Source organism: Chitinophaga sp. YR573 (assembly GCF_900110995.1).
In the GTDB taxonomy this organism is placed as follows: domain Bacteria; phylum Bacteroidota; class Bacteroidia; order Chitinophagales; family Chitinophagaceae; genus Chitinophaga.
On the sequence record NZ_FOJF01000002.1, the window covers coordinates 1,457,147 to 1,482,868 of the forward strand.

The 25,722-nt window shown below is 42.1% G+C and carries 10 protein-coding genes; 7 read left to right on the forward strand and 3 right to left on the reverse strand.

The window, feature by feature from the left end; all coding sequences use genetic code 11:
* Nucleotides 1-5 precede the first annotated feature (5 nt).
* Nucleotides 6-464 (forward strand): ribonuclease HI, encoded by a 459-nt coding sequence (rnhA, locus tag BMW86_RS25615; protein WP_089785381.1) that lies wholly within the window; start codon nt 6-8, stop codon nt 462-464.
* Nucleotides 465-507: 43 nt separating this feature from the next.
* Here rnhA and BMW86_RS25620 read toward each other — a convergent pair whose 3' ends face one another.
* The 3 genes from BMW86_RS25620 to BMW86_RS25630 all read right to left on the reverse strand — a co-directional run bounded on the left by BMW86_RS25620 (nt 508) and on the right by BMW86_RS25630 (nt 2,038).
* Nucleotides 508-963, reverse strand: coding sequence for an ankyrin repeat domain-containing protein (locus tag BMW86_RS25620; RefSeq protein WP_089785384.1), 456 nt, complete (start codon nt 961-963; stop codon nt 508-510).
* 308 nt (nt 964-1,271) lie between these two features.
* Nucleotides 1,272-1,703 carry an SRPBCC family protein gene (locus BMW86_RS25625; protein ID WP_089785387.1) on the reverse strand — a complete coding sequence of 144 codons (432 nt, stop codon included), beginning with the start codon at nt 1,701-1,703 and terminating at the stop codon, nt 1,272-1,274.
* Nucleotides 1,700-2,038 (reverse strand): ArsR/SmtB family transcription factor, encoded by a 339-nt coding sequence (locus tag BMW86_RS25630; RefSeq protein WP_089785389.1) that lies wholly within the window; start codon nt 2,036-2,038, stop codon nt 1,700-1,702. The genes BMW86_RS25625 and BMW86_RS25630 overlap by 4 nt, the downstream gene beginning before the upstream one ends.
* 327 nt (nt 2,039-2,365) lie before the next feature.
* Here BMW86_RS25630 and BMW86_RS25635 point away from each other — a divergent pair, with 327 nt between their 5' ends.
* From BMW86_RS25635 to BMW86_RS25660, 6 genes are all read left to right on the forward strand, one after another.
* Nucleotides 2,366-4,621 carry a hypothetical protein gene (locus tag BMW86_RS25635; protein WP_089785392.1) on the forward strand — a complete coding sequence of 752 codons (2,256 nt, stop codon included), beginning with the start codon at nt 2,366-2,368 and terminating at the stop codon, nt 4,619-4,621.
* Nucleotides 4,622-5,713: a hypothetical protein gene (locus BMW86_RS25640; protein WP_089785394.1), complete on the forward strand. Its 1,092-nt coding sequence runs from the start codon at nt 4,622-4,624 to the stop codon at nt 5,711-5,713.
* A gap of 26 nt (nt 5,714-5,739) precedes the next feature.
* Entirely contained in the window at nt 5,740-14,220 is an 8,481-nt protein-coding gene (locus BMW86_RS25645) for a DUF5977 domain-containing protein (RefSeq protein WP_089785396.1), read from the forward strand.
* A gap of 63 nt (nt 14,221-14,283) precedes the next feature.
* Nucleotides 14,284-16,512 carry a hypothetical protein gene (locus tag BMW86_RS25650; RefSeq protein WP_089785399.1) on the forward strand — a complete coding sequence of 743 codons (2,229 nt, stop codon included), beginning with the start codon at nt 14,284-14,286 and terminating at the stop codon, nt 16,510-16,512.
* 10 nt (nt 16,513-16,522) lie between these two features.
* A complete protein-coding gene (locus tag BMW86_RS25655; RefSeq protein WP_143056693.1) occupies nt 16,523-17,278 on the forward strand; it encodes a LolA3 family protein in 756 nt (251 codons plus the stop codon).
* 10 nt (nt 17,279-17,288) lie between these two features.
* Complete coding sequence (locus tag BMW86_RS25660) at nt 17,289-25,712, forward strand: RHS repeat domain-containing protein (protein ID WP_089785401.1); 8,424 nt, start codon at nt 17,289-17,291, stop codon at nt 25,710-25,712.
* The last annotated feature ends 10 nt before the right edge of the window (nt 25,713-25,722 follow it).

Here is a 25,722-nt window from a genome sequence, read left to right on the forward strand (position 1 = left end):
GCGCTATGTCGGAAGTTATTGTTTATACGGATGGTTCTTCGCGCGGAAATCCCGGGCCTGGTGGTTATGGAATAGTGTTGATGTGGAATAGTGTCCGTAAGGAATTATCACAGGGGTATCGCAAGACTACCAACAACCGTATGGAGTTGCTGGCGGTGATTGTTGCGCTGGAAACCCTGAAGAAGGACGGATTGAATGTGCGCATCTTTACAGATAGTGAATATGTAGTAAACAGTGTTGAAAAGGGCTGGTTATGGAACTGGGTAAAGATCGGGTTTAAGGATAAAAAGAATAAAGACCTGTGGCAGCGGTTTATTCCTGCCTATAAAAGGCAACAGGTTAAATTTACCTGGGTGAAGGGGCATGCATCAAATCCTTTAAACAACCGTTGTGATGAATTAGCCACGCAGGCTGCAGATAGTGGAGACTGGCTGGTAGATACCGGCTTTGAGGCATCCGCTTAATAAAAAAATCCCCGGTGTATCATACACCGGGGATTTTTTATATTTAACCATTCGTTTTCTTCTCATTCAGCATTTTGGTAATCTCTTTATTCCTCGCCACCTTGGCATTGGAGAAAGCATTATTACCCGTTTTATCTTTAAGTGCAGGATCTGCCCCCGCGTCCAGTAAGATTTTCACCAGTTCCACATTGGCATTACTTACGGCATACATCAGGGCAGTAGCACCAAAACCATCGTCCAGGTCTACATCTGCACCATGTCTCAGCAGTAATTTCACTACGTCCGCATTTTTATTATAGACAGCAGTAATGATCAGGTTTGCCTCAACAAATCCTTGTTTTATAATGAGGTTTACATCAACACCTCTGTTTATAAAATCCTTCATCGCTATTGTGTCCCCTTTTACGACAGCATCATACATACTGTCATTCATGCTTTGTTGAGCAAATAACATCGACGTAGACATCAGTAATAAAATTACGAGGGCAAGTTTTTTCATTTTAATAGAATTTTTGATCTTGGTTTATAGGTACAGTGATTCGCTAATAGGCAGATTGCTATACATTATTCATTCGTAACCCTTGAGTCCAATTTTAACGCGTGATATTTCCCCTTAAATGAATCTTATATATTTCAAATATATAATTTAATTAATTTATTTTCTAACATTAACAATAATTAACATTGTAATAACGATGTAGGGGAAAGCTGATAATAGAGATTTATCAAAAAAAGAGAAGAATAATAAAAGAGAGGTTAAAAAGGAGCAAGAGATAATCTCCCTTACTCCATATAGCTGTTATACCATTAATTTTTTTCTACAAAACCTTTCAGAGAAGTACCGGTGATGAAAGTCCAGCCTTTTTCGAAACTTGTTTTTGCGAAATCCGGGTTGTTCTGCGGGAATGTTTCCAATCCAACATGGGTTAATTTCAACCTTGTTTTATCACCTTCCGGGAATAATTCCCAGGTTACATAAGAATGTCCTTCATAATCTTTGTATGTCCAGGTATGGGTAAGTTTCCTACCGGGAATTACTTCAGTTACCTTGCATACGTGTGTATACTTTGGACCGTCTTTGCTTCCGCCTGTAAACTCAAACTCAAAACCCACTTCAGGTTTAAATTCATCGAGCTTAAAATACCATTGTTTCATCTGATCATTATCAGTAATGGCTTGCCACACCTTTTCAACAGGTGCATTATAAGTCTGTTCTATTACAAATGGTTCTTGTTTCATCTGCGTTTAGTTTTTTTTATTGGTATGCGATTATCCTCTTCTAAGAATTTTCCTAATGCATCTAATTTGCTGGTCCAGAATTCGCGGTATTGTTCTATCCAGGCAGATACTTCGTTTAGCTGCTTCAGTTGTGCCTCACAATACCTTTCCCGTCCCTGTTGTTTAATCACAATCAGGCCACATTCTGTCAGTATTTTTATATGTTTGGATACGGCAGGTCTGCTGATATCAAAGTGATCAGCGACTGCATTTTGTGTCAATGATTGTCTGGCTACTAAATGGATAATCTCCCTTCTCGTTGGGTCTGCTATAGCCTGAAATACATCTCTTCTCATAATATGAAACCTTTCGGTTACAAATGTAATGAAACCTTTTGGTTACGCAAATAAATCTTGCATAAAGGAAATGTAACATGATAAATTAAATTTGTATGAAAGCTTTGAAATATGTTTTCAACGGATTACATTTGCAGGGCATAATGTTTGTAAACGCCTTGAATCAATTTGACTATTAATCAATTCCGGGGACAAAATTTCGATCATATTTATATTGGACTTCTTTTTATTATTTAGTTAAATCCTTATTACTTATGGAGATATTCTCTCCTGATTATTTATGTAATGCTCTTACCGTTTTGTATTTAATGCCGACTATTAAATAATTTGAATAAACATATTTATATACTATTCCTCTTCCTGGCAGGGGGCTTAAATAGCTATGCCCAGTTACAACGTAGTACCATTTTACATGCTACTGGTGGTAAAGGCGAGATATTGGTTTTCCCAAGAGGTATACAGCAGTCATCCGGGAATGTGTCTTATCTGCTTGCTGCAGATAGCGGGAATACTTTTGCGTTAATCCCCCTTATTAAAGAGGTTAATTATCATAAGCCTAAGGTAGCCGTACTAAGGAAACCATGGCTGACGGTCCACGGTAATGTGATGTACGATCTCTATTACCAGTCAGGTGTTGATACGCCTTATCAGCAGAAAGATGTATACCAGCATACATTAACAACTTACCTGGATATTACAGTAAAAGATCAGTATCCGGTTCGTGTAGCCTTTTCAACTACCAGGGGGAATTCTGCAATGTTCAGAAATATTACAGGACTTAATCTTCAGTATACTAACCGCGATTTCAAAAGTATGCTGCTGAATAAACTACAGAGTTATGATGCAGGGCGTAATCTCCAGTTGCAGGAACTGGAACAGTACAAGGAACAGATGGATGTGAAATCCATGGAGATCTCCAGGCTCAGAGGCTGGTTGTCTTCTCCTGCACAATTACAGCGTATTGTAGAAGAGAGGGAACGGAAATTATATAAGACTCCGCAGGCTCCGTCTTTTGATTCTTTGTCAAAGCCGGATCTCAATGCATTGCTGCATTATAAGAAATTACCTTCAGATACAAATCTGCAGCACTTTGAAGACCAATATGCTGCAAAAAGCAAACAGCTGGATTCTCTTGAGAAAGAATGGAACGGGATGGAGCAGAAATACAGGGAAAAGCAAAAGAAACTGGGAGGCGAAAAAGAGGACCTTACGAGCGCTGTAATGAACAGCAGGAACAATAAAGAACTGGCGGATAAGCTGCACGCAATGGACCTGCCGGATACTGTGCTACCAAAAGGATATAAAACACTGCTGGCAATTAAATCATTTGGTATAGGAAGGACGATGGTAAATTACTCAGAACTGACAGCGAAAGATATCAGTATCCAGGGTGTACAGCTCGAATATAATCCTTCTTATTACGTAGCAGTTGCTACAGGTGTAATAGATTACCGGTTCAGAAATTATATCGTGAACAGTAACCGTCCGAAACAATACCTGAATCTGTTCAGAGTAGGTATTGGTATGAAGGAAGGCAATAACCTGATTTTCACTTATTATACCGGTAAGAAACAGTTGTATAATCTGAATACTTCTGCGGATAGCGCCTCCACTCCGGATTATCATCTGATGGGAATGGCATTGGAAGGACGTTGGCAGCTGACTAAAAATACATACTTCACGGGAGAAGTGGCTAAATCATCCCTTCCTTATTATCGGGAGAATAAACAAAACAGTTTATTCCATTTTAATGACCATTCTAACGAAGCCTATGCTGTAAAGGGATTTTCCTTTATACCTGTTACGGGTACAAGGATCAATGCTGTATACAAGGTGATGGGAGCAGGGTTTCAGTCGTTCAGTATGTATACTACCGGTTCTGCACAAACGGCATGGTCAGTACGGGTGGATCAGCCTTTCTTTAAACAAAAGCTCACCATTACAGCTTCGGTGAGGCAGAATGATTACACCAGTCAGTATCAGCAGGCGGACTACCGTAGTAATACTGTTTTCAAAAGTCTGCAGGCAACACTGCGAATGAAGAAATGGCCGGTGATCTCTGTTGGTTATTTTCCAAGTTCTCAGCTGACCAAACTGAGTGATAATAACTACGTGGAAAATCTATTCTATACCCTGGTAGCTTCCCTCAGTCACTTTTATAAATACCATGGCATCACCATGAATACAATACTGTCGTATACACAGTTCTACAATCGTCAGACGGATAGCGGCTTTGTATACTTTAATACTAAAAATGTACTCCTGAATCATGTGATGTTCCTGGGGCGGCTCACTTTACAGGGTACAGCTTCTGCGGCATTGAACAGCGAATATGAATTGTATGGAGTGGATGGTAATGTACAATATAAGATCAATAGATGGCTGGATGCTGGTGGAGGATTAAAATACAGTCAGCAGACAGTGTACAATATACAGCAGATCGGTTATACCGGTAATGTAAGAATGAATATTCCCCACCTTGGGCAAATAGAACTGATGGCAGACAAAGGGTTTATCCCCGGCGTAAATAAGCGATTGGTTTCAAATAATACAGGCAGAGTTACTTATACTAAAATATTTTAAATGAGACATTTTTTCTGGTTATTATGCCTGCTGTCAGTGCAGGTAATGGGACAAGTGAACATGACAGTGCAGGTGCCACCCACGGGTGTGATGCAAAAAGCACAATTGTGGAATATGTTGCTGGTATCAGCTTCTGCCTCCGCTATCAGCGTGAGGATAGAATTGCGTATTACTGATGCCCACACCAATCAACCGGTGTTGACAGGAATTTCCCGTACAATTATTTTAAACAAAGGGGCTAAACAGATCCAGATAGGTGATGTGATGCCTGTTGCTTACGAATATCTTTCTTCTGTGGCCGACAGAAGTACTAATGGCTTACTTACCGCCGGTACTTACCTCGCCTGTTATAATGTGATCCAGCAAAGCGGAGATGTGGGCAATCTGGTAGCGGAAGACTGTCTGCCTTTCTCTGTTGAACCGGTGAGCCCTCCGTTATTAAATACCCCTGCAGACCAGAGTCTGTCAGAAACGAACTTACCACAGTTCACGTGGTTACCACCTGCTCCGATTACTATTTTCAATGATCTGAACTATGATATGGTACTCGTGGAACTACGTACAGGGCAATCTCCTGCAGAAGCTGTACAGCAGAACATACCTGTTTTCCGCTCTGCGCATAACAGGAATATGTTTGTAAACTATCCGGTATCGGCAGTGGCACTGGATACGGCTAAGCGTTATGCCTGGACAGTCACGGCAAATAATGGTAATCAGTTTGCCGCGCAAACAGACGTATGGACTTTTCGGGTGAAAGGTGTACAACCTGTTAAAACGGAAGTATTATCAGAGGCATATATACAGCTAAGAAAGGGATTAGACGCAACCGTCTTTACCTGTAAGGACATATTACCGTTCAGCTATAATAATGTGGCCGGAGATACGACAATTGGGTACGAGATCATTGCTCAGGATGAGCAGAATGCGGTAAAGAAAACAGGCGTATTAAAACTGAAAGCAGGTGAGAACCTGCTGAATATAAAACCTGGTAATCATTTACTGACCAGCCAACAGCATTACCTGTTACGATTATTCAATTCCAGACAGGAATACTGGTATATGAAATTCATTTATACCGGCGATCAACAATAATAAACGAACGATAAATATAGTACCTGATGATACTGGAACTTGCTGCGAAAGGTAAGAAGACGATAGCTTCTTTAATGCTGGCTTTGCTCTATTTTGAAACAATTATCCCCTCTTATGCACTGGGTGTTGGAAGATCTTCTTTCCCCCGTGTACCAATTATAAGTAGCAGTGTACCTGCAAAAAAAATAGTGGATCCTGTATTCGGTGGTGGTGTTAAATCCGTGCTGGATAATAGCATTAAAGGAAAATTAAAACAGCCGGTGTCTTCTCATGCAGACGATCTTGGTGGTCCTACACAACCGGAAAGCCAGGCTTTCCACTCTGTGAACAGTGATAACATGGTAGACCTGTTCAGCGGAGATTTTAATTATAGCATCCCGTTGATAGATGTAGGTGGATATCCAATTGCACTGGGTTACAGCAGTGGGATCACAATGGATCAGGAAGCCAGCTGGGTAGGATTAGGATGGAATATTAACCCGGGTACGATTACACGTAACCTTCGTGGTTTACCGGACGACTTTAACGGTACAGATACTATCCAGAAGATTTCGGCGATAAAGCCTAATAAAACTATTGGTGTAACAGTAGGTGCCACTGCAGAGTTATTGGGTTACCCGTTGTTGAAGGGAGGACTTAGTGTGGGCGTGCTGCATAATTCTTACAAAGGCTGGGGCCTGGAGTCCGGTATAAATGCCAGTATAAACGTAGGTGCTTCCAGTATGGGTAAATTTACGAGTCAGTTATCGCTGACTAACAGTTCTCAGGATGGAGTTACTGTAGGCGCATCGCTGGATTGTGTTACGAATGAAGAGGACGATAAGGATGGAAAAGGACTGGGCGGGAGTATGGGAGTCGGGTCTACCTTTAATTCAAGATCAGGCATGAAAGCTCTCCAGATTGAGGCAGGGATAAAACAATATGATAACACCGATAATAATACTAAAGCCCGTCCGCTGGATAACAGTGCGACTTTCCGTTCGAAAATCTCCTTTGCATCCCCTACCTATACACCTGGTATAACTTTACCGTTTACGAATACGTTATACAGTTTCAATCTAAAAATAGGTCAGGAAACCAAGGTCTATCATAAAAGTGTTTCGCTTAGCGGATATGTTGCCAAACAGGAGATCAAGGCCGAAGATCAGCGTTCATCATTACCGGCTTACGGATATCTGAATTTCCAGGGGGCTAAGACGAATACTGCTATATTATTGGATTATAACCGGGAAAAAGAAATCCCTTACAGGGAAAAACCAGCGGTACCTAACATCGCCTTACCGTCATATACCTACGACGTATTCGCTATGTCAGGAGAAGGAACGGGAGGTATGTTCCGTGCTTACAGAGGTGATATCGGTTATGTACACGATCATTACATAAAAACCAAAGACCGCACATTGGGCGGAGGACTGGATCTGGCAGTAGGGGATATGGTACATCCTGGTGTAGACATAGGTTTTACCAGCGCTTACACCGAATCAGGCCCCTGGTTATCCTTAAATCCACTGGCAAAGAATATTGCTTTCAAATCTTCCAGTGGAACTTTTGAAGCCAGTTATTTCCGTAACCCCGGAGAAATGACCATCAACTCAAAATCATTTTATGACAATATAGGAGGAGATGACATCGTATCGGTAGCGTTGAACCAGGCAGGTAGCAGTGATCCGAATATCTCCACATCAAACCTGCTGAACCGTTATAACAGCAATAAAGAACTGATTGGTCAGCAGACGCTGTCTGCGCGTAATACAACCAAAGATAAAAGAGATAAAAGAACACAGGTAATTTCTTATCTCAATGCCGCGGAGGCAAGTACTGCGGGACTTACCCAATACATAGAGAATTATAAGGAGAATACTTATAGCCTTAATAACTGTGGCAGTACTTTTCCTACAGAACTGGATGCCGACAAACACGGGTTCTATGGAGAATATTTCAGTGGAACGAGATTCCAGAAATTTCTATATAGCAGAGTAGATACTTTTATAGACTTTCCTAATAAAGGAGCGATCAATGTTGGTAAACCAACTGGTGCCCCTACTTTAAATACCGGTTTTTCTGTTCGCTGGACAGGCCGTCTGAAAGCAGATGTTACCGGTTCATACAAGATTATTACTATCAGTGATGATGGAGTAAGATTATTCCTGAATGATTCTTTGTTTATAGATCAGTTTAATGACCATAAACCACGGGCAGATACTGCGTTTGTAAACCTGGTAGCAGGTGAGGTATATAATGTGAAGATAGAATATTATCAGTCCGGAGGGGATGTATTAATGGCCTTGAAATGGATGTATCCCAGTCAGTCAGTTGTATCCATTCCTGGAAGGAATCTGTACCTGATGCCCTCAAAAGATACATTCGTTGTAGGTGATAGTACAGTATCAAGAGAAAAAAGAGTAAATGATTTCCGCAAGCAAAATCATATTTCAGAGATAGAAGTTTTGAATAAAGATGGCCGCCGCTATGTATATGGTATCCCGGTATATAATTTTGAACAGAAGGAAACAAGCTTCTCTGTAGATGCTAAAGATGGTAATACTGTTGCTGGTTTAGTTAAATATACGCCGGGTGAAGATAACACGGTCAACAATACTAAAGGGAATGACCATTACTTCAGCAGTGAATTGATGCCAGCCTATGCACACTCATTCCTGTTAACAGGAATTCTGTCTCCGGATTATCAGGATTTAACAGGAGATGGTATCAGCAATGATGATCCCGGTAACGCCATCAAATTTAATTATACAAAAATAGCAGGTATTAAGAATCCTTATGCCTGGCGTGTACCAGCAGCAGACAGTGCGAATTATAACGAAGGTCTGAAAACAGACAACCGGGATGATAAAGGTAGTTATGTGTCTGGTGATAAAGAACTCTGGTATCTGAACTCTATCGAGTCTAAAAGTATGATCGCCACCTTTAAGATGAGCGAGCGTAAAGACATGGCCGCTATTAACGAAGATGGTGTACGCCTGGCAGGTCATCCTACACGTAAACTGGATGAGATCAACCTTTATAATAAAGCTGATTTCAAAAAATATAACACCAAAGCGCGTCCTGTAAAAACAGTACACTTTGAATACAGCTACGAGTTGTGTATGGGGGTGAATGGTGTACTCAGCGACTCCGGTAAACTCACCTTAAAGAAAGTATGGTTTACTTACAACGGTAACAATAAGGGGAAGCTGAATCCTTACGTGTTTAACTATAACGCGAAAAATCCAACCTATAACGCAAAATCTTACGATCGCTGGGGGAACTATAAACCATCCTCACAGAATCCATCAGGAGTTTCTAACGCTGATTTTCCATATGCTGTGCAGGACAGCACCCAGGCAGCCCGGAACGCCGCTGCATGGACATTGGATTCGATCATATTACCCTCCGGTGGCCGTATTAAGGTAGATTATGAGAGTGATGATTATGCCTATGTACAGAATAAACGGGCTACTCAGATGTTTACAGTAGCCGGATTCTCTGCAAAAGAACCCACAGACCTGGGTGATATAGGTAATAATCTATACGGACTGGTAGATAATCAGTACATCGCTATTAATGTACCGAAAGCAGTGTCCAGTAAGGAAGAGGTATATGCCCGTTATCTGCAGGGGCTGGAGAAAGTATATTTCCGTTTGTTTGTAAATATGCCATCTGATAAGTTTGGTAGTGGCGGAGAATATGTACCCTGTTATGCGACACTCGATCCTAATAAGTACGGCTACTTTAATAATGGCAATACTATCTGGATTCGTGTAAAGGCGATCAGTCCTTCCGGTGAACTTGATATGGCTACCAGTGTATACAGTCCGCTGGCCAAAGCTGCTATCCAGTACCTGCGTCTCAACCTTCCGTCCAAGGCTTACCCTGGTTCGGATGTAGGAGATGACATCGGACTGGAAGATGCGGTAAAAATACTGTTCTCTCAGGCTGATAATTTGATGAACTCCGTAATGAGTTTTGACCGTAACGCAAGAATCAAACAATGGGCAAGGACCGTGGACGTAGGTCGTACACTTGTACGTTTGAACAGTCCTTATTATAAAAAAATGGGCGGTGGTATCCGTGTCAAAAGAGTGAAGATCTATGATCATTGGGATGCCATGGCCAAACAGCGGGAGTCTGTATATGGTCAGGAATACCAGTATACGACCACCAGATCAGTAAATGGGGTTGATGAAACAATCAGTAGTGGTGTGGCCAGTTATGAACCTATGCTGGGAGGAGAAGAGAACCCCTGGAGACTACCGATTGAGTATCTTGAACAGATAGCTCCATTGGCGCCTATGAATCTGGGTTACACGGAAGCCCCATTGGGAGAATCCTTATTCCCCGGAGCTTCTGTTGGCTATAGCAAAGTAAGGGTGCGTACCATTCATGCAAAGAATGTACGTTCTGCAAATGGATTTACAGAGACCTGCTTTTATACCAGTTACGACTTTCCGACATTGGTCGATATGACTTCACTGGCTGATGGGAAGAAACGTTTCAGACCAGACTTACAGAACTTCCTGAAGATTAACGTTCGTCATTTTATCGGATTGAGCCAGGGCTTCAAAGTGGAGCTCAATGATATGAACGGTAAAATGAAATCACAGGCTACTTATGGAGAAGCTGATTCTCTCGGGTACATCACCTATACCGAAAACTATTACCGTGTAGATAACCAGCAGTCTGAGTTCAAACACCTGAACAGCACCGTTATGACGATTGATCCGAGTGGAGCGATCGACAGCAGTGCTACCATCGGGAAAGATGTAGAGCTGATGATGGATATGCGTGAACAGCATTCAGTGACCAACGCTTATAACCTGAATATCAACCCGGCTCTGTTCTCTTTCTCATTGCCTCCTTTCTGGCTGATACCTACTATCCTCAGCCTGCATCACAGGGAGGAAACATTGTATCATTCAGTGGCAGCAACCAAGGTGATTACCCGTCATGGTATCCTGGACAGTGTATTGTCAGTTGACAAGGGTAGCCAGGTAACTGCGCGTAACCTGTTATATGATGCTGAAACAGGTGATGTGGTATTGTCCAGTACAAGAAATGAATTTAATGATCCACAATATCATTTCAGCTGGCCTTCCGGCTGGACATATGATGGTATGAGTGGTGCCTATAAAAATATCGGTGTAGTCCTGAATGGTGTTAACATTAATCAGGGACGTATCACCAATGGAATAAATGCCAATGATTATTTCGCTGCAGGTGATGAGATCCTGATCGGTTCTAAACAAAAGACCGGTGGTGATGACTGTACTCCTGATATTGCTACATTCCGTGCACCGGCAGTACTTTACGCTATTGATGCCAATGTACTGACAGGTGGTACACCGGACATTTACTTTACAGATCGCGACGGTGCACCATTCACCGGCAATGACATCGCAATGAAGATCATTCGTTCTGGCAGAAGAAACATTGCTGCCGGAGTAGGAGAAGTGACTTTACTGGCTAATCCTCTGGTTAAATCAGGGAATGACTATGCATTGATCTTTGATACAACAAAAGTAATATCAGCGTCAGCCACAGAGTTCAAACAGATATGGAAGGTGGCAGATAAATTTAAATCCGCTACAATGCTGAATTGTGTAGCAGCTCCATATAGTGAATATGCGGGAACGAATGTGGCTGATTGTGGAGTATCTGCTGGTCCCGCTAGTTACGGAAATGAATTCCGTATGGCTACCTTTAAGAGAAGTAATTGTGCTGCAAATTTTGTCACCCATCAGGGTACTGTTTATAAAGTACCTGCTAATAAATATATTTCAACGGTTAGTCAGGCCGCGGCAGATTCTATGGCAGCAAAAGAGATCGCAGACAGCGGGCAGGCATTTGCCAATTTGCATGGTGCCTGTTATCAGTTGTTCTATAGCGCGCAAATGACAAAAGTATTTACTAAGAACGACTGTTCACAATCTGGGACTTATGGCACAACAGTCAGTTTTACATTAGACCCGGGTTATATTACAACTGCGGTTAGCCAGATATACGCAGATTCGATGGCACGAAGAGTACTCAATAGCCGGGGGCAGTTGAATGCCAACAATAATGGTCAGTGTCTTTACTATGGTAAAGCAGATAGCGCGACATATGCCCGGAATAACTGTGGTGCCGGAGGTGCCGGATCTGCGGTTAAGTATGTTGTAGCCAATGGAAAAAACACTTCTCCGATAAGCCAGGCACAGGCAGATTCCCTGTCGCATGCAGACGTACTTAATAACGGACAGGCTTATGCGAATGCAAATGGGAGCTGTACATATAGTAATGCTGACACGAGTGCTACGATATCAAGAAATAACTGTGGTAGTACCGGAACAACTGTTGCAGTCGTTTATTCAGTGCCTGCGGGGACGTTTACTTCTCCGGTTAGTCTGTTAGCTGCGAATGCACTTGCAAAGCAACGTATCATTGATAGCGCACAGACGTATGCCAACCGTGTAGGTGTTTGTACTTATAAGAATGTAGACACGAGTGCTACTATCTCAAGAAATAACTGTGGCACCGGAACAACGGTTGCTGTTATTTATTCAGTGCCAGCAGGAACATTTACTTCTACAGCCAGCCAGTTAGCAGCGAATGCGCTTGCAAAACAACGTATTGTTGATAGCGCGCAAACATATGCCAACCGTGTAGGCGTTTGTACCTATAGTAATATAGACACGAGCGCTTCTATCTCAAGAAATAATTGTGGAACCGGAACAACCGTCGCTGTTACTTATTCAGTGCTGGCTGGGACGTTTACTTCCACGGTGAGCCAGTTAGCAGCGAATGCGCTTGCAAAACAACGTATCATTGATAGTGCTCAGACATACGCCAACCGTGTAGGTGTTTGTACCTATAAAAATATTGATACGAGTGCTACTATATCAAGAAATAACTGTGGCACAGGAACAACTGTTGCCGTTACTTATTCAGTGCCAGTGGGGACGTTTACGTCTACCGTCAGCCAGTTAGCTGCAAATGCGCTTGCAAAGCAACGCATTATTGATAGTGCGCAAACATATGCCAACCGTGTAGGCGTTTGTACCTATAGTAATATAGACACGAGTGCTTCTATCTCAAGAAATAACTGTGGCACCGGAACAACCGTTGCTGTTACTTATTCAGTGCCAGCGGGGACGTTTACATCCACGGTCAGTCAGTTAGCAGCGAATGCGCTTGCAAAGCAACGAATTGTTGATAGTGCACAGACATACGCTAACCGCGTAGGCGTTTGTACTTATAAGAATATAGACACAAGTGCTACAGTATCAAGAAATAACTGTGGCACCGGAACAACCGTTGCAGTTACTTATTCAGTGCCAGCGGGGACGTTTACATCGACGGTCAGTCAGTTAGCAGCGAATGCGCTTGCAAAGCAACGAATTGTTGATAGTGCACAGACATACGCTAACCGCGTAGGCGTTTGTACCTATAAGAATGTTGACACGAGTGCTACTATCTCAAGAAATAACTGTGGCACCGGAACAACAGTCGCAGTTACTTATTCAGTGCCAGCAGGGACGTTTACATCCACGGTCAGTCAGTTAGCCGCGAATGCGCTTGCAAAGCAACGAATTGTTGATAGTGCACAGACATACGCCAACCGTGTAGGTGTTTGTACTTATAAGAATATAGACACAAGTGCTACTATCTCAAGAAATAACTGTGGTACCGGAACAACAGTCGCAGTTACTTATTCAGTGCCAGCAGGGACGTTTACGTCCACGGTCAGTCAGTTAGCAGCGAATGCGCTTGCAAAGCAACGAATTGTTGATAGTGCACAGACATACGCCAATCGTGTAGGCGTTTGTACATATAGTAATATTGACACAAGTGCAACAGTGTCAAGAAATAATTGTGGTTCAACTGGCACTACTACAACAGTCGCTGTTATTTATTCAGTACCAGCGGGGACATTTACTTCTACCGTTAGTCAGTTAGCCGCGAATGCGCTTGCAAAACAACGTATCATAGATAGCGCGCAGACATATGCTAACCGTGTAGGTGTTTGTACTTATTATAATGATTCAACGGGTAAAAAGTTCCTGCCTGTTTGTGCAACAGGATATACAGCCGCGGACTCAGTATGGTATCCCGTAGCAGCTAAAAAATTCAGCTCTACGATCAGTAAGGCTGATGCTAATGCACAAGCGCAAACGGACATTACAACGAATGGACAGGCCTATGCTAATACAAATGGTATCTGTAACCGAACATCAGTAACGTTCATTGTGAAGTTAAAGGCAGGAGCTACAGTTAACACTGCTTATGGTTATGTAACACTTAAGACCTCTGCAGGGGTAACAATTGGGAGTAAGAATTTCGATGGATCAGATATTCTGGGAGGAGGAACTACAGTTTATTCAAGCACAGCTACTTCGTTTACAGTAACGATGAATGCGATGGATTCTTGTTATGCATCAGTAAACGGTAGTGGTTCATATGATATTTATTCTGCGGCAAGGACAGTCAATGCTTCAGGAACAACCATTACTGTAGAAATATGGCATCCGTAATCCCAAACACAACATGTAATGAAACATATGAAAAGATATTTTTTTATACTCATTTACAGCTGCATGATGATAATCATGTTAGCATCCGGCACAGTTGCACATGCACAGGATACAACGTCTTCCTGTGCGTGTAGCTGTGTGAAACCATTCTTTCAGTACCTGATTGCTTCTCATAGGTTATTTACAAAGGAAACAGATCATATTCTGATCTCCACACTTGTGAATGATGCTAACAAAGCAGGATATAATGTATCATACAGCGGTTGTCCGATATTATCTAAAAATATCAACAAGTACTTCTATGCAGTTACAACGGATACCGTAGGTACTGCTTATAAGGCCCGCCTGGGAGATTGTGCGATAGTATTGACTACTACAAATAATCAAAGTGTAGTTTTCAGCAAATTACTAAGTAAGGACTGTGATAATTCCGGGAACGTTTTATTTACGTATAATCTTCCGGTACATAAGATATACAAAGTAAATAAGTCAACTGTTATCACAGCCGTTAATACCGATACGGCATTGTATGCAGAAGTATTGAACAGTACTTTTACTGCTGATACTACTTCTTCCAACATTGTTGCCGCTATTTATGATCATGGTGCCGCGGTATTCCAGGGATATCAGATTAAAACACTGTTTAATACAGAAACTATCGCGATACCAACAGGAGGAGAAGTGATCTCTGCCAAACTTCATCTGTTCGCAAAGCCTGAGGGATTTAATCCTCCTGCTTATCCTAATGCACATAATACCGGCGCTGAGAAATATTACGAGGCCCGCACGTTTATTGCATCCTGCGGCACAAAATGGGATTATACTACAAGTGCACGTGATTTATATTCAATATCTCCCGGGATGGGAATACAGGATATTGTAGCGCCAGATGGGAATTTTGATAATTGGGTATTTGATATGACTCCAAATATGCAGTCAGATCCATGGTTTTATAGATACGGCTTTATGTTAAGTAACTATATATACCTTGATAGTACAGTAGTATATAATACATTTTGTTCTCAAAAATATTCTGATGCAGGTAAACAGCCTTACGTTGATATAACTTATTATCCTAACCCGGATTCTTCAATTGTTGCACAGCTGAAAGTGGATACCTGTTTTTCATGCAGTACGGTTCCATCTTCTATCTGTTACAGCGCAGTAACGGACACCAGTGTAAACATCTTTACATATGGTATTGCTGGTAACTGGCGTCCTTACCGCTCCTATGCTTACTATGGAGATCGCTCGGAAACGGATCCTTCACTTGCGACCAATATACGCCGGGATGGTACAATTAAGGAATACTCCGGCTTCTGGAAGATGGTAAACGGCACCTGGAAACCACAGAGCCAGGACACTGGTCGCTGGGTATGGAACAGTGAGACAACCCTGTTTAACCGCAGAGGTCTGGAGTTGGAGAACAAAGATCCGCTGGGTCGCTTTAATGCCGGTTTATATGGTTATGATGAAAACTTACCCGTAGCCGTTATACAAAACGCCAAATTCCGTGAATCTGCATTTGATGGTTTTGAAGATTATTTCTTCGTAGGTAGTAGTGCTTGTGATGCCAGCTGTGCTGTACCCCGAAGTTTCGATTTCTCTTCTTATAAAAATAACCTGGATAGTACCGAACAGCATACAGGTAAATATAGTCTGCGCATTGCAAAGGATAGTAGTGCGGGGATCAGTGCCAGTATCTTACCGGATACCAGTAATACTTTCGGCCTTTCCTTTACCACAGCAGCAAATAACTGTTTACCAACAGACAGCGTATTAAAAAGTATCAAGGCTGGTAAAGATGCATTATTACCTGGATTCTCTCCGCTTGCTGGTAAGAAGATCGTGATCAGTGCCTGGGTGAAGGAAGCACAGGCATGTATAGGTGATACTTATACAGGCAACCAGATAGGCATCGTGATCGGACGTGCAGCTGGTAATATTACTGTTATTGCAAAACCTCAGGGAGGGATCATAGAAGGATGGCAACGATATGAGCAGGTAGTTGATGTACCCGCAGATGCTACTACATTGTCTATAAACATGCAGGCTACCGGAACAAGCACCGTGTACTTTGATGATCTGAGGATACATCCTTACAATGCCAATATGAAATCATTTGTGTATGACCCGGGAAACCTGAGATTGATGGCAGAACTGGATGAAAATAACTATGCTACAATGTATGAATATGATGATGATGGTACATTGATCCGTTTGAAGAAAGAAACAGAAAGAGGGATCAAAACGATCAGTGAAACAAGAAGTGCTTTATTAAAAGAAGAATAACTATTAACCGATGAAACGTTTTTCATTTTTACTTTTTTGTGTTGTTATTGTCTTTTGCCTGCAATCCGCAGTAGCTCAGACAATACCTGACCTTGAAAAGATGACAGGTATCATGAAACGGCTGCGTGATGGGTACGATAAAGCTCCTCTGTCATTTGATATGAAATATATCTATGCGAATGAACATACTCCCGGAAAAATACTGGATTCGCTGAACGGATGGGTAGAAACAGACGGTACTAATTACCATAGTCTGATGGACAATACCGAAACGATCCATAATGATAAATACAATATTGTATTGTTCAGGGAAGATAAGATCATGTATCTGGCAGGAGCTACGTCCGCTTCCATGCCTGTAGATCCGTTGTTGATGATGGACTCGATACTTACGCAGTCCGGTGCTACCAGCTGTACGATCAGTAAAGCTGGCAAGAATACGGTCATCCGTATCGGATTCAAAGAAGGAGGTTCCTGTAAAAGGATGGAAATGACAATCGATACGGTTGCACACCGTATGTTGTCTATGGAATATGTTGTAAAGACCTCATTACTTACGGAAACGCCTGATGCCAATGATAAGGCGGCAGCGGAAGGGTATGATGAATATGCGATCGTCCGTTCAACCTTTTATAACTATCGTCCTCTGAAACCGGATGCAAGTCGTTTTGATGATAAGACTTTCTTTTACAAAGAAGGGACAGAGTTCAGGACAAAAGAGGCGTATAGTGAGTATAAAATATTTGTAGCAACCCCCAATTTATAAAAAGGATTTTATGCATTTGTTGCTAAAACAGAAATTTAAATGGATCATACTGCTGGTATTGCTGGCAGTAGCAGGTAATAGCCAGGCACAGACGATCACGGTGTTGAAACAATTGCTGGACGGAAGTGAAAACCAGGTAGCAAAAGACTCTTTTGTTACAGTAAAAGACGGCGTTTATTTTGATCCCGCGACACAGAGTAAACTCGATACTCCTTACCAGGTAAAGAATATCATCACTTTCCGGATCAATGAAGCTGCGGTCTTTAAACTGCCCACAGTCTTCACTGCAACAGTGAACGTGCGTATCATTTATACGCGACCGGATTTGGTCGTGGATTCTATTGATAAGCCACTCACGATTAATTATTCTGATACCAGTACTTACACCAGCAGGAGCAGTTTTGTATTTAACAATGCACACAAGGTGACATTAAAAATACTCAGTGTGTCCACCGATGCTACCTCAGATATATTGCCTGTGTTGGTAGTAGAGAATGAGATGGATGTACATCCGGTATACAAATTATCCTGTGTAGGTGATGCACTTAAAAAAATCAGCTTTGATACAGCTTCCGGAGATCAGATCAGGGCTACCTGGGATGTGATAACAGGAGCAGATGTGTACGATCTGGAGTGGACTTATATTGATTCGAGTGCGCTGGCAGACAATAAATATGGCAATCCTGTAGATCCGCTGTTACTGTTTCGCAACAATGCAACCCGTGTTACACTGGCTGATAACTCCTACAACATTCCTTTGATGTATGACAACAAAGGTGTATTGTATTGCAGGGTTAGAGCAGTGCAGGAAAAGAAGAACAATGTGCGTTTTGAAACTGCCTGGAGCTCTGCTGATGCGGGAGGTGAAGGATTGGCCAGTTACAACTTTGACGGGCACGAGCGCTCTTTGAACTGGCAGTCTACCATCAACTTTGCCGAAGAAGGTAAGCGGAAGGTAGTAATGCAGTATTATGATGGTAGTCTGCGTAGCAGGCAAACCGTTACCAAAGACAACAGTACCAATACAATTGTAGTGGGCGAGTCATTGTATGACTACCAGGGGCGTCCTGTGATCCAGGTGATGCCTGCACCTACATTGGGCAACGTGATTAAATATTCCCGCAACTTTAATGCAGCCCTGAATGGTGCTGAATATGATAAAGGCAATTACGATACCTTACTATCTCCTGCAGATTTCCTGACGGCCAGTGCTAACGGAATGGCAACTTCTAGTGGTGCAAACCAATACTATTCACCTGCCAATCCTGATAAGAACAACGGCTTTAATCAGTATATCCCTGATGCCGGAGGTTTTGCTTTCTCAGAAACGTCCTACACCCAGGATAATACGGGCAGGATCAGCAGACAGGGTGGAGTAGGACCTGTTTACAGATTGGGTAGCAATCATGAAGTAAAGTATTCTTATGGTTCTCCCGGTGAAAATGATCTGGATGTATTATTTGGAACAGAGGTTGGGGACAGGTCACATTACTTTAAGAACATGGTGTCTGATGCCAATGGTCAGTATGCGGTGTCCTATCTGGACATGCATGGCCGTACCATTGCCACGGCTCTCGCAGGAACACCGGATAGTGCTAACCTGGAGAACCTGGAATCTAATGTGCCTTTTGAAGTGACAGATACTTTATCAGGCCCTGGCCGTAATATTGTCAGGGATCTGGTACTGGAAAGTCATCAGAGTCAACTGGTAGCAATCGATGCTGATTATCATTTTAAATATGCATTGACCCCTCCGGTATTGCAAAAGAAAGATTGTAATGACAGCACCGTTTGCTATAAAGGATTATATGATTTAGAGATTAAAATTACCGATGATGCTTTCAACCAGCGTCTTGGTGGTAAGCCCTTTGATACGATCCTGCATAACTATACCATAGATACTATCACTGCGGATTGCAGTGCCCCTCAGCCGATGGTTGTCGAATTCATCATTCCTTTAAAACGTGGCAACTACGAGATTACCAAACGCCTCACAATTAGCAGGGATGCAATGGCTTATTACAGGGACAGCATCTTCATGCAGAAGAACCTGTGTACTACCCTGGAACAGTTCATACAGCAACAGCGGACCTTACTGACGAATACTCAGTGTATCCCTGACTGTCAATCCTGTCGCGATAGTGTAGGTACCTGGAATGCTTTTCAAGCGAATTACATGCGCCGTGCGGGCATTACTGCTGATGACTCTACCAGTTATCAGGGAGAAATGAAAACGGCTTATCTGGCCGCTATAGAGGCCTGTGATGGATTGTGTAATCAGGTTTCTGAGATCAATGAGATCCGCAATGCGATGCTGGTAGATGTTACTGCATCTTCTGCCGGTCAGTATGCAAATGCTGAAGATACACTCGACATCTATTCCATCTTCTATCGTAAAGACGAAGATACCCCTGCTCCTTATCAGCGAGACACCATTCATTACCTGGATGCTGCAGGGCATATTGATAGTGTATACAACGAAACGACTAATACATATGTGCTTCCGCAGCAGTTATCCGTAGAGCAGTTTACCTCGAAGTTCAAAGCGTCCTGGGCTGATTCCCTGCTGAAGTTCCATCCGGAATACTGTAAGCTGATTGCTTACGAGCAACAATTTAAATCTGCGATCAACTGGGGCCGCAAATTCGAAGCAGTAGATACTTATGCAGAAGCGAGAGACTCCGGTTATCTGAACCCTACGGCGAATAACGCGTTCAGCCTTCCAATCGTGCTCGCAGGTAAGGATTCGCTGGCCATGAAATCTGGCGAGCAGGCGAAGCTGGAAGCCGTTATGAAAAATTATAACGGACGCACAACGCTTTCTGAGCAAATTTCTATATGGCGCGCAGCTACGATGACATTAAAATGTACTGATTCCAGTACCAATGCAGCCTGTTACGCTAAATACAGCACAGATAGCAGTGCTTTCAGTGAAGCGACTATGTGTACCGGGGATCTGGATATGGCATGGCGTGCTTTCCGTGAGATGTACTTAATGACAAGGACAAACATTATCAATGATGAATTGAAGGTCATGTCCTGTTCCGGATATTCAACATCCGCTTTATTAACCGCAGGAAAACAACTCAACTTCACGAATGTTGATGCCGCCTTAACGCAGAACAACCTGGACTATGTGAAGGGAAGTAGTACTGCGGCTAAAGATTCGGTGAACAAAGCCCTGTCAGACTCTTATGCTGCCAACTGTAAGAGTTATGTGAGTGCATGGCTCAGCCAGTTATCTGCCTGTCAGTTTTACGATACAGCAGTATTGAATACTGTGATCATTCCTAAATTACTGAATGTATGTAAAGAAGGAGCAGACATTGATCATCCTTATGGTGCCAGTACTACCAAACCAGGTAGTACCTATACTTATAAGAGCTTCCAGGATGTGATGAACGAATACAATCAGCAGCTTGGTATTAATGATACAATACGTTGCAATGCTTACCTGATTACAGCTCCGTTGCCTTATGATAAGCAGCGTGCATACGGTGACAATGCATCCTATGCCAAACCAACTGACTGTGAATGTAATAAACTACACACTTTACAGACAGAATACAATGCCTATAAAAAACCGGCAGACAGTACTTTCTCCGCATACATATACAGAACAAGAGGGGTATCATTAAGTACATCCCAGTTAGATTTATTACTGACTTCCTGCAGTGCGTCAAACAGCAGCTGTACTTATTTGGCCACACCAGTTGTGATCCCGGCACTGATTCAATGTAATGTAGCACCTCCGTGTGCTTCCTGCAGTGAGGTAGAAGCTGTGTATACAAGCTTTACTACTGCTTACCCTACCATCATACCAACAAAAGAAGAAACGGATACATTACAGCAGAAAAAGAATGACTTCTTTGCCGCATACATGAACAACCGTTTAGGATACAGCAAGGAAGCCTGGGAATACCTGGCATTCAGAGATACCTGTGCGATTTATACTTCTACAGACAGTTCGATTTGTACGCATCCGAAGAATAAGATGCATAGTTATACGAATGGTGGGAGTGATATCATTTACGATGTTATTGGCACTAGTGACAATGGATATCTCCTGGCTGGTTCTACTATTGGCTCGGATACCCAGGCATATGCCTATCTTATCAAAACTGATTCAGCAGGAAATGTGACATGGGCCAGAAGTTATAAAAGTGCAGGAGCTTCCGATTTTGGAAAAGTAAAAGCAACGTCTGATGGCGGATATATTGCCATTGGTACGGAAGCTAATCTGGGGGATGCGAGAACCCATATTTTTATTGTTAAATTAACCAGTAACGGGAATGTTTCCTGGAGTCGAAGAGTGGGATATAATACAAACAATGGCGAAAATGCTGCGGATATTATTCAATTAAGCGATAGTGGTTATGCATTTCTTGGCAGACATGATGCTGCGAATACCGTGGCTGATTGGCTTGTTGGTGCTTTATCAGTTAATGGAGATGCTCAATGGATAAAAAGAATAGGAAATACTAGTGGGGATATAGCAAGCTCTCTACTTCAGAATAATGATACATTGGTGTTGGTGGGTTGTACGTACACATTAACTCTTCCCCAGAATTTTGATGGTGTGGTAATAAAACTCAACAGATTTACAGGCGCTTTTTATAAAGTGTATCAATTTGACCTGGGTAGTACTCAGAACACATCAAACTATTCAGGATTTATTTATAAAACGCCTACCGGCTATATGCTGAATTTCGCCAATACTGCTCAAACGACGTTTAATAGTGTATTAAATATATCAGAGAGCGGTGATATCATTTCAGCAAAAACACTGTCCAGACCACTGAATGCCGCAGTTACTCAATGGATGCCTGTCACTCCTACAGCTGACGGCGGTTTGATGGCTGTTCAGAATTTCGCTTATGGGTCAAACTCACAGATTAGCTGGCATAAAATAAATTCATCTAATACACTTAAGTGGTCCAACTGGACGATGTCAGACGGAGGTAGTCTGAGTTTAAATAAGATTCTGCAAAGGACAGATGCTGGTTATACCGGGGCAGGGATGTATAACAATAATGCATTGCTGATGTTTACACTTCCTTCAGGAATGGAAGGATGTAGTGATAGTACACTTTATGCCACATACACAACTATTTCTGCATCGGTTATTAAAACCGACACCATGCCGCATAATGATTTGTTGTCAAAGGATAGTGTTACGGCTATTACTATTACACCTGCTACTGTTAATCCAACGCATAAAGTGTTAACTTGTACTACTGGTAGTGACAGTTGTTACAAATTATACAATGGTCCTTTATTATGTGGCAATGCAGCCCCATTATTCCCATCTGCCAGAGTAAATACTACCGACAATTGTACAGACAACGAATTCTTTGCTGTCAGCAAAGGCACTGAGCTTTTCAACTCCTACCGTGATTCTGTCAGGAGCAGCTTTGAAGATGACTACATCAACACTGCCCTGCAGGCTGGGCAAAAAGAAGTCTTCACGGTGCATTACGCCACCAGTGAATACCAGTACACACTTTACTACTACGACCAGGCAGGTAACCTCGTAAAAACAGTTCCACCAGCGGGAGTTGTAATAGACCGCTCAGACAATTGGATAAACCGTGTAAAGGCAGCGAGAGAAGCTGGAGATACATTAACGCCTCCGCATAGGATGTTTACGCAATACAGGTACAATACGCTTGGACAGGTTATTGCGCAGCAATCACCGGATGCAGGCACCAGTAAATTCTGGTATGACCGTTTAGGAAGAGTAGCTGTTTCTCAGAATGCTAAACAGGCATTACTGAATCAATACAGCTATACTACTTATGATATCCTTGGCCGTATCTCTGAAGTAGGAGAGATCACCAGTGCCACAGCCATGACGAAAGAGACCAGCCGTAATGCGACTTCTTTATCCGCATGGATTGATAATGCAACTGCGTCTCGTACACAGATTACCCATACTAACTATGATGTCCCTTACTCTGCAATAGCGCAGTACTATCTTTCCCCTGTAAACCTGCGTAACAGAGTATCATGGTCTGCTATTTACAATACAGCTTTAGATCAGACTAATGGTAAGTATGCTGTTGGTACTTTTTACAGTTATGATGCTCATGGTAACATAGACACCTTGTTACAGGATTATAAACTGGGAGGCATGAGAGATGCCGGTAACCGTTTCAAGAAAATGGTATACAGCTATGATCTGATCAGTGGAAAAATGAATAAGGTTGCCTACCAGTCAGGAGAGAAAGATGCGTTTTACCATCGTTACAGCTACGATGCAGAGAACCGTATTACAAATCTTGAAACCAGTAATGACGACATATACTGGGAAAATGATGCTTACTACCAGTATTATAAACATGGACTACTGGCAAAAACGATCATAGGACAACAGCAGGTGCAAGGGCTGGATTATGCATACACATTACAGGGCTGGCTGAAAGGGGTAAATAGTACCGCAGTAACACCTGTTTTTGATATGGGCCATGATGGCGCTGCCGGAAATATGGTCGCTAAAGATGTGTTTGGGTTTGCATTACATTATTACGGTAACAGAGACTATCAATCTGTCAATAGTACAGTAACACCATTTGCATCTGTCCCTGGATTAAGTTCCTTATTCAACGGTAATATATCTGCCATTAGTCAGTATCTGCCTTCCTTAGGTAATGCCTCGCTGTATTCATATAATTACGACGTTCTTAACAGGCTTAAAAAGATGCGGGTATCCAATGGCTTAAATACCACTACTAATACCTGGACGCCAGTCGCTTTACCTGATTATAAGGAGTCTATCAGTTATGATGCAAATGGCAACATTCTTACCTACAATCGTTATGGTAACAAGGCTGTTCCAAATAAACAAATGGATAGCCTGGGTTACAGCTATAAAACAGGTACAAACAAACTCGATTTCATAAAAGATGATATTGCGGATACTAATTACGATAACGATATTGATAACCAGTCTGCGGGTAACTATGACTATGACGCTATTGGTAATCTTGTAAAAGACAGTGCTGGTAGTATTAGCCATATCAGCTGGAATCTTTACGGCAAAATTGCTACCATTACAAAAACGGATGGTACTGCTATCAGCTATACTTACGATGTGGCTGGTAACCGCGTTAGCAAGACAGTGAATGGTGTTCAGACTTGGTATGTACGCGATGCAACAGGAAATGTGATGAGTGTGTATACTAAAGGAGATAATACCATTAACAGTGGGGCTATTTCACAAATAGAAACGCACCTGTATGGAAGTGTCCGTTTAGGTATTAATACATTGAATACCAATGTGGACACGAGTATAATACGAGAAACAGTTAATTTAGCAGGACTTGGTTCAGGATTTAATATTAATTTTATTCGGGGTAAGAAGTTCTTTGAGTTAAGTAACCATTTAGGTAATGTACTGGCAACAGTATCAGATCGGAAGACCAGCATTTTCTCCGGAAATCTATTTGATCATTACGAAGCAGATATTGTCTCCTCTCAGGAGTATTATTCATTTGGAATGCAGATGCCGGGTAGAGGATTTAGCAGCCCTAAATACCGATATGGGTTTAATGGTAAGGAGAATGATAATGAGGTGAAAGGTGATGGGAATCAGCAGGATTATGGCATGCGGGTGTATGATCCAAGGTTGGGTAAGTTTTTATCAGTGGATCCGTTGACACAGGAATATCCGTGGTATACCCCTTATCAGTTCGCAGGGAATACACCTATTCAGGCAACAGATATTGATGGTGAGGAGGAGATTCATTTTACACTTACGTTTAATAAAACAACGGGATCGGTTTTGGTTAAGACAGGTGAAAGGGATCTATCTCATAAGACCCTTTTTTCTCTTAATAGGCTTTTTGGGGGGAAGGATTCTCAGGGACAACCAAAGAAAGCAATTGTTACCCTTAATAATCAGTTCACATATCATATCTCTGGTCCTGAAAATATGCAGGTTTTTGAGATCTGGAAAAAGTTTCCACAGGCAGAAGTATTTACACAGCTTTTTCCTAGTGATGAGGAGACTGATGGCGCACGTGGGGAAAATCGGCGAACATATTTAGATAATTTTATACATGCGGTTACGTTCGCTTTTGGATTTACTGACTTTAAACCCGTAAGTGTGAAGCCGAGCAAGTATGAGAATCAAAAAGATCCAAATGCCTATAAGGGGGGCAGCGAAATTAGAAAAGAGGCACAAAAAATTTCTAATGGAGGTGGAACACCGAGAGAGCAAAATGGTGTACATACGCAATACCAGGGAAATGAACATCCTGAATGGAGAGACAGTTGGGAATATGAGGTGACTGTACCCAATAATGGTAATACTTTCAGAATCTTAAAACAGGAAATAAGATTGGAAGGTGGTGAAATACGCTATAGGTATGGTTGGACTAAAGACCATTATAAAACTATTTATGAGCTTAAACCAAATGATGTCGTAAATTGAACCCCTCCAG

Excerpts from the sequence above, each read along its gene's own strand:
- BMW86_RS25625 (WP_089785387.1), bottom strand. The coding sequence starts at position 1,703 with ATGAAACAAGAACCATTTGTAATAGAACAGACTTATAATGCACCTGTT.
- rnhA (WP_089785381.1), top strand. The coding sequence starts at position 6 with ATGTCGGAAGTTATTGTTTATACGGATGGTTCTTCGCGCGGAAATCCC.
- BMW86_RS25640 (WP_089785394.1), top strand. The coding sequence starts at position 4,622 with ATGAGACATTTTTTCTGGTTATTATGCCTGCTGTCAGTGCAGGTAATG.
- BMW86_RS25620 (WP_089785384.1), bottom strand. The coding sequence starts at position 963 with ATGAAAAAACTTGCCCTCGTAATTTTATTACTGATGTCTACGTCGATG.
- BMW86_RS25630 (WP_089785389.1), bottom strand. The coding sequence starts at position 2,038 with ATGAGAAGAGATGTATTTCAGGCTATAGCAGACCCAACGAGAAGGGAG.
- BMW86_RS25645 (WP_089785396.1), top strand. The coding sequence starts at position 5,740 with ATGATACTGGAACTTGCTGCGAAAGGTAAGAAGACGATAGCTTCTTTA.
- BMW86_RS25650 (WP_089785399.1), top strand. The coding sequence starts at position 14,284 with ATGATGATAATCATGTTAGCATCCGGCACAGTTGCACATGCACAGGAT.
- BMW86_RS25655 (WP_143056693.1), top strand. The coding sequence starts at position 16,523 with ATGAAACGTTTTTCATTTTTACTTTTTTGTGTTGTTATTGTCTTTTGC.
- BMW86_RS25660 (WP_089785401.1), top strand. The coding sequence starts at position 17,289 with ATGCATTTGTTGCTAAAACAGAAATTTAAATGGATCATACTGCTGGTA.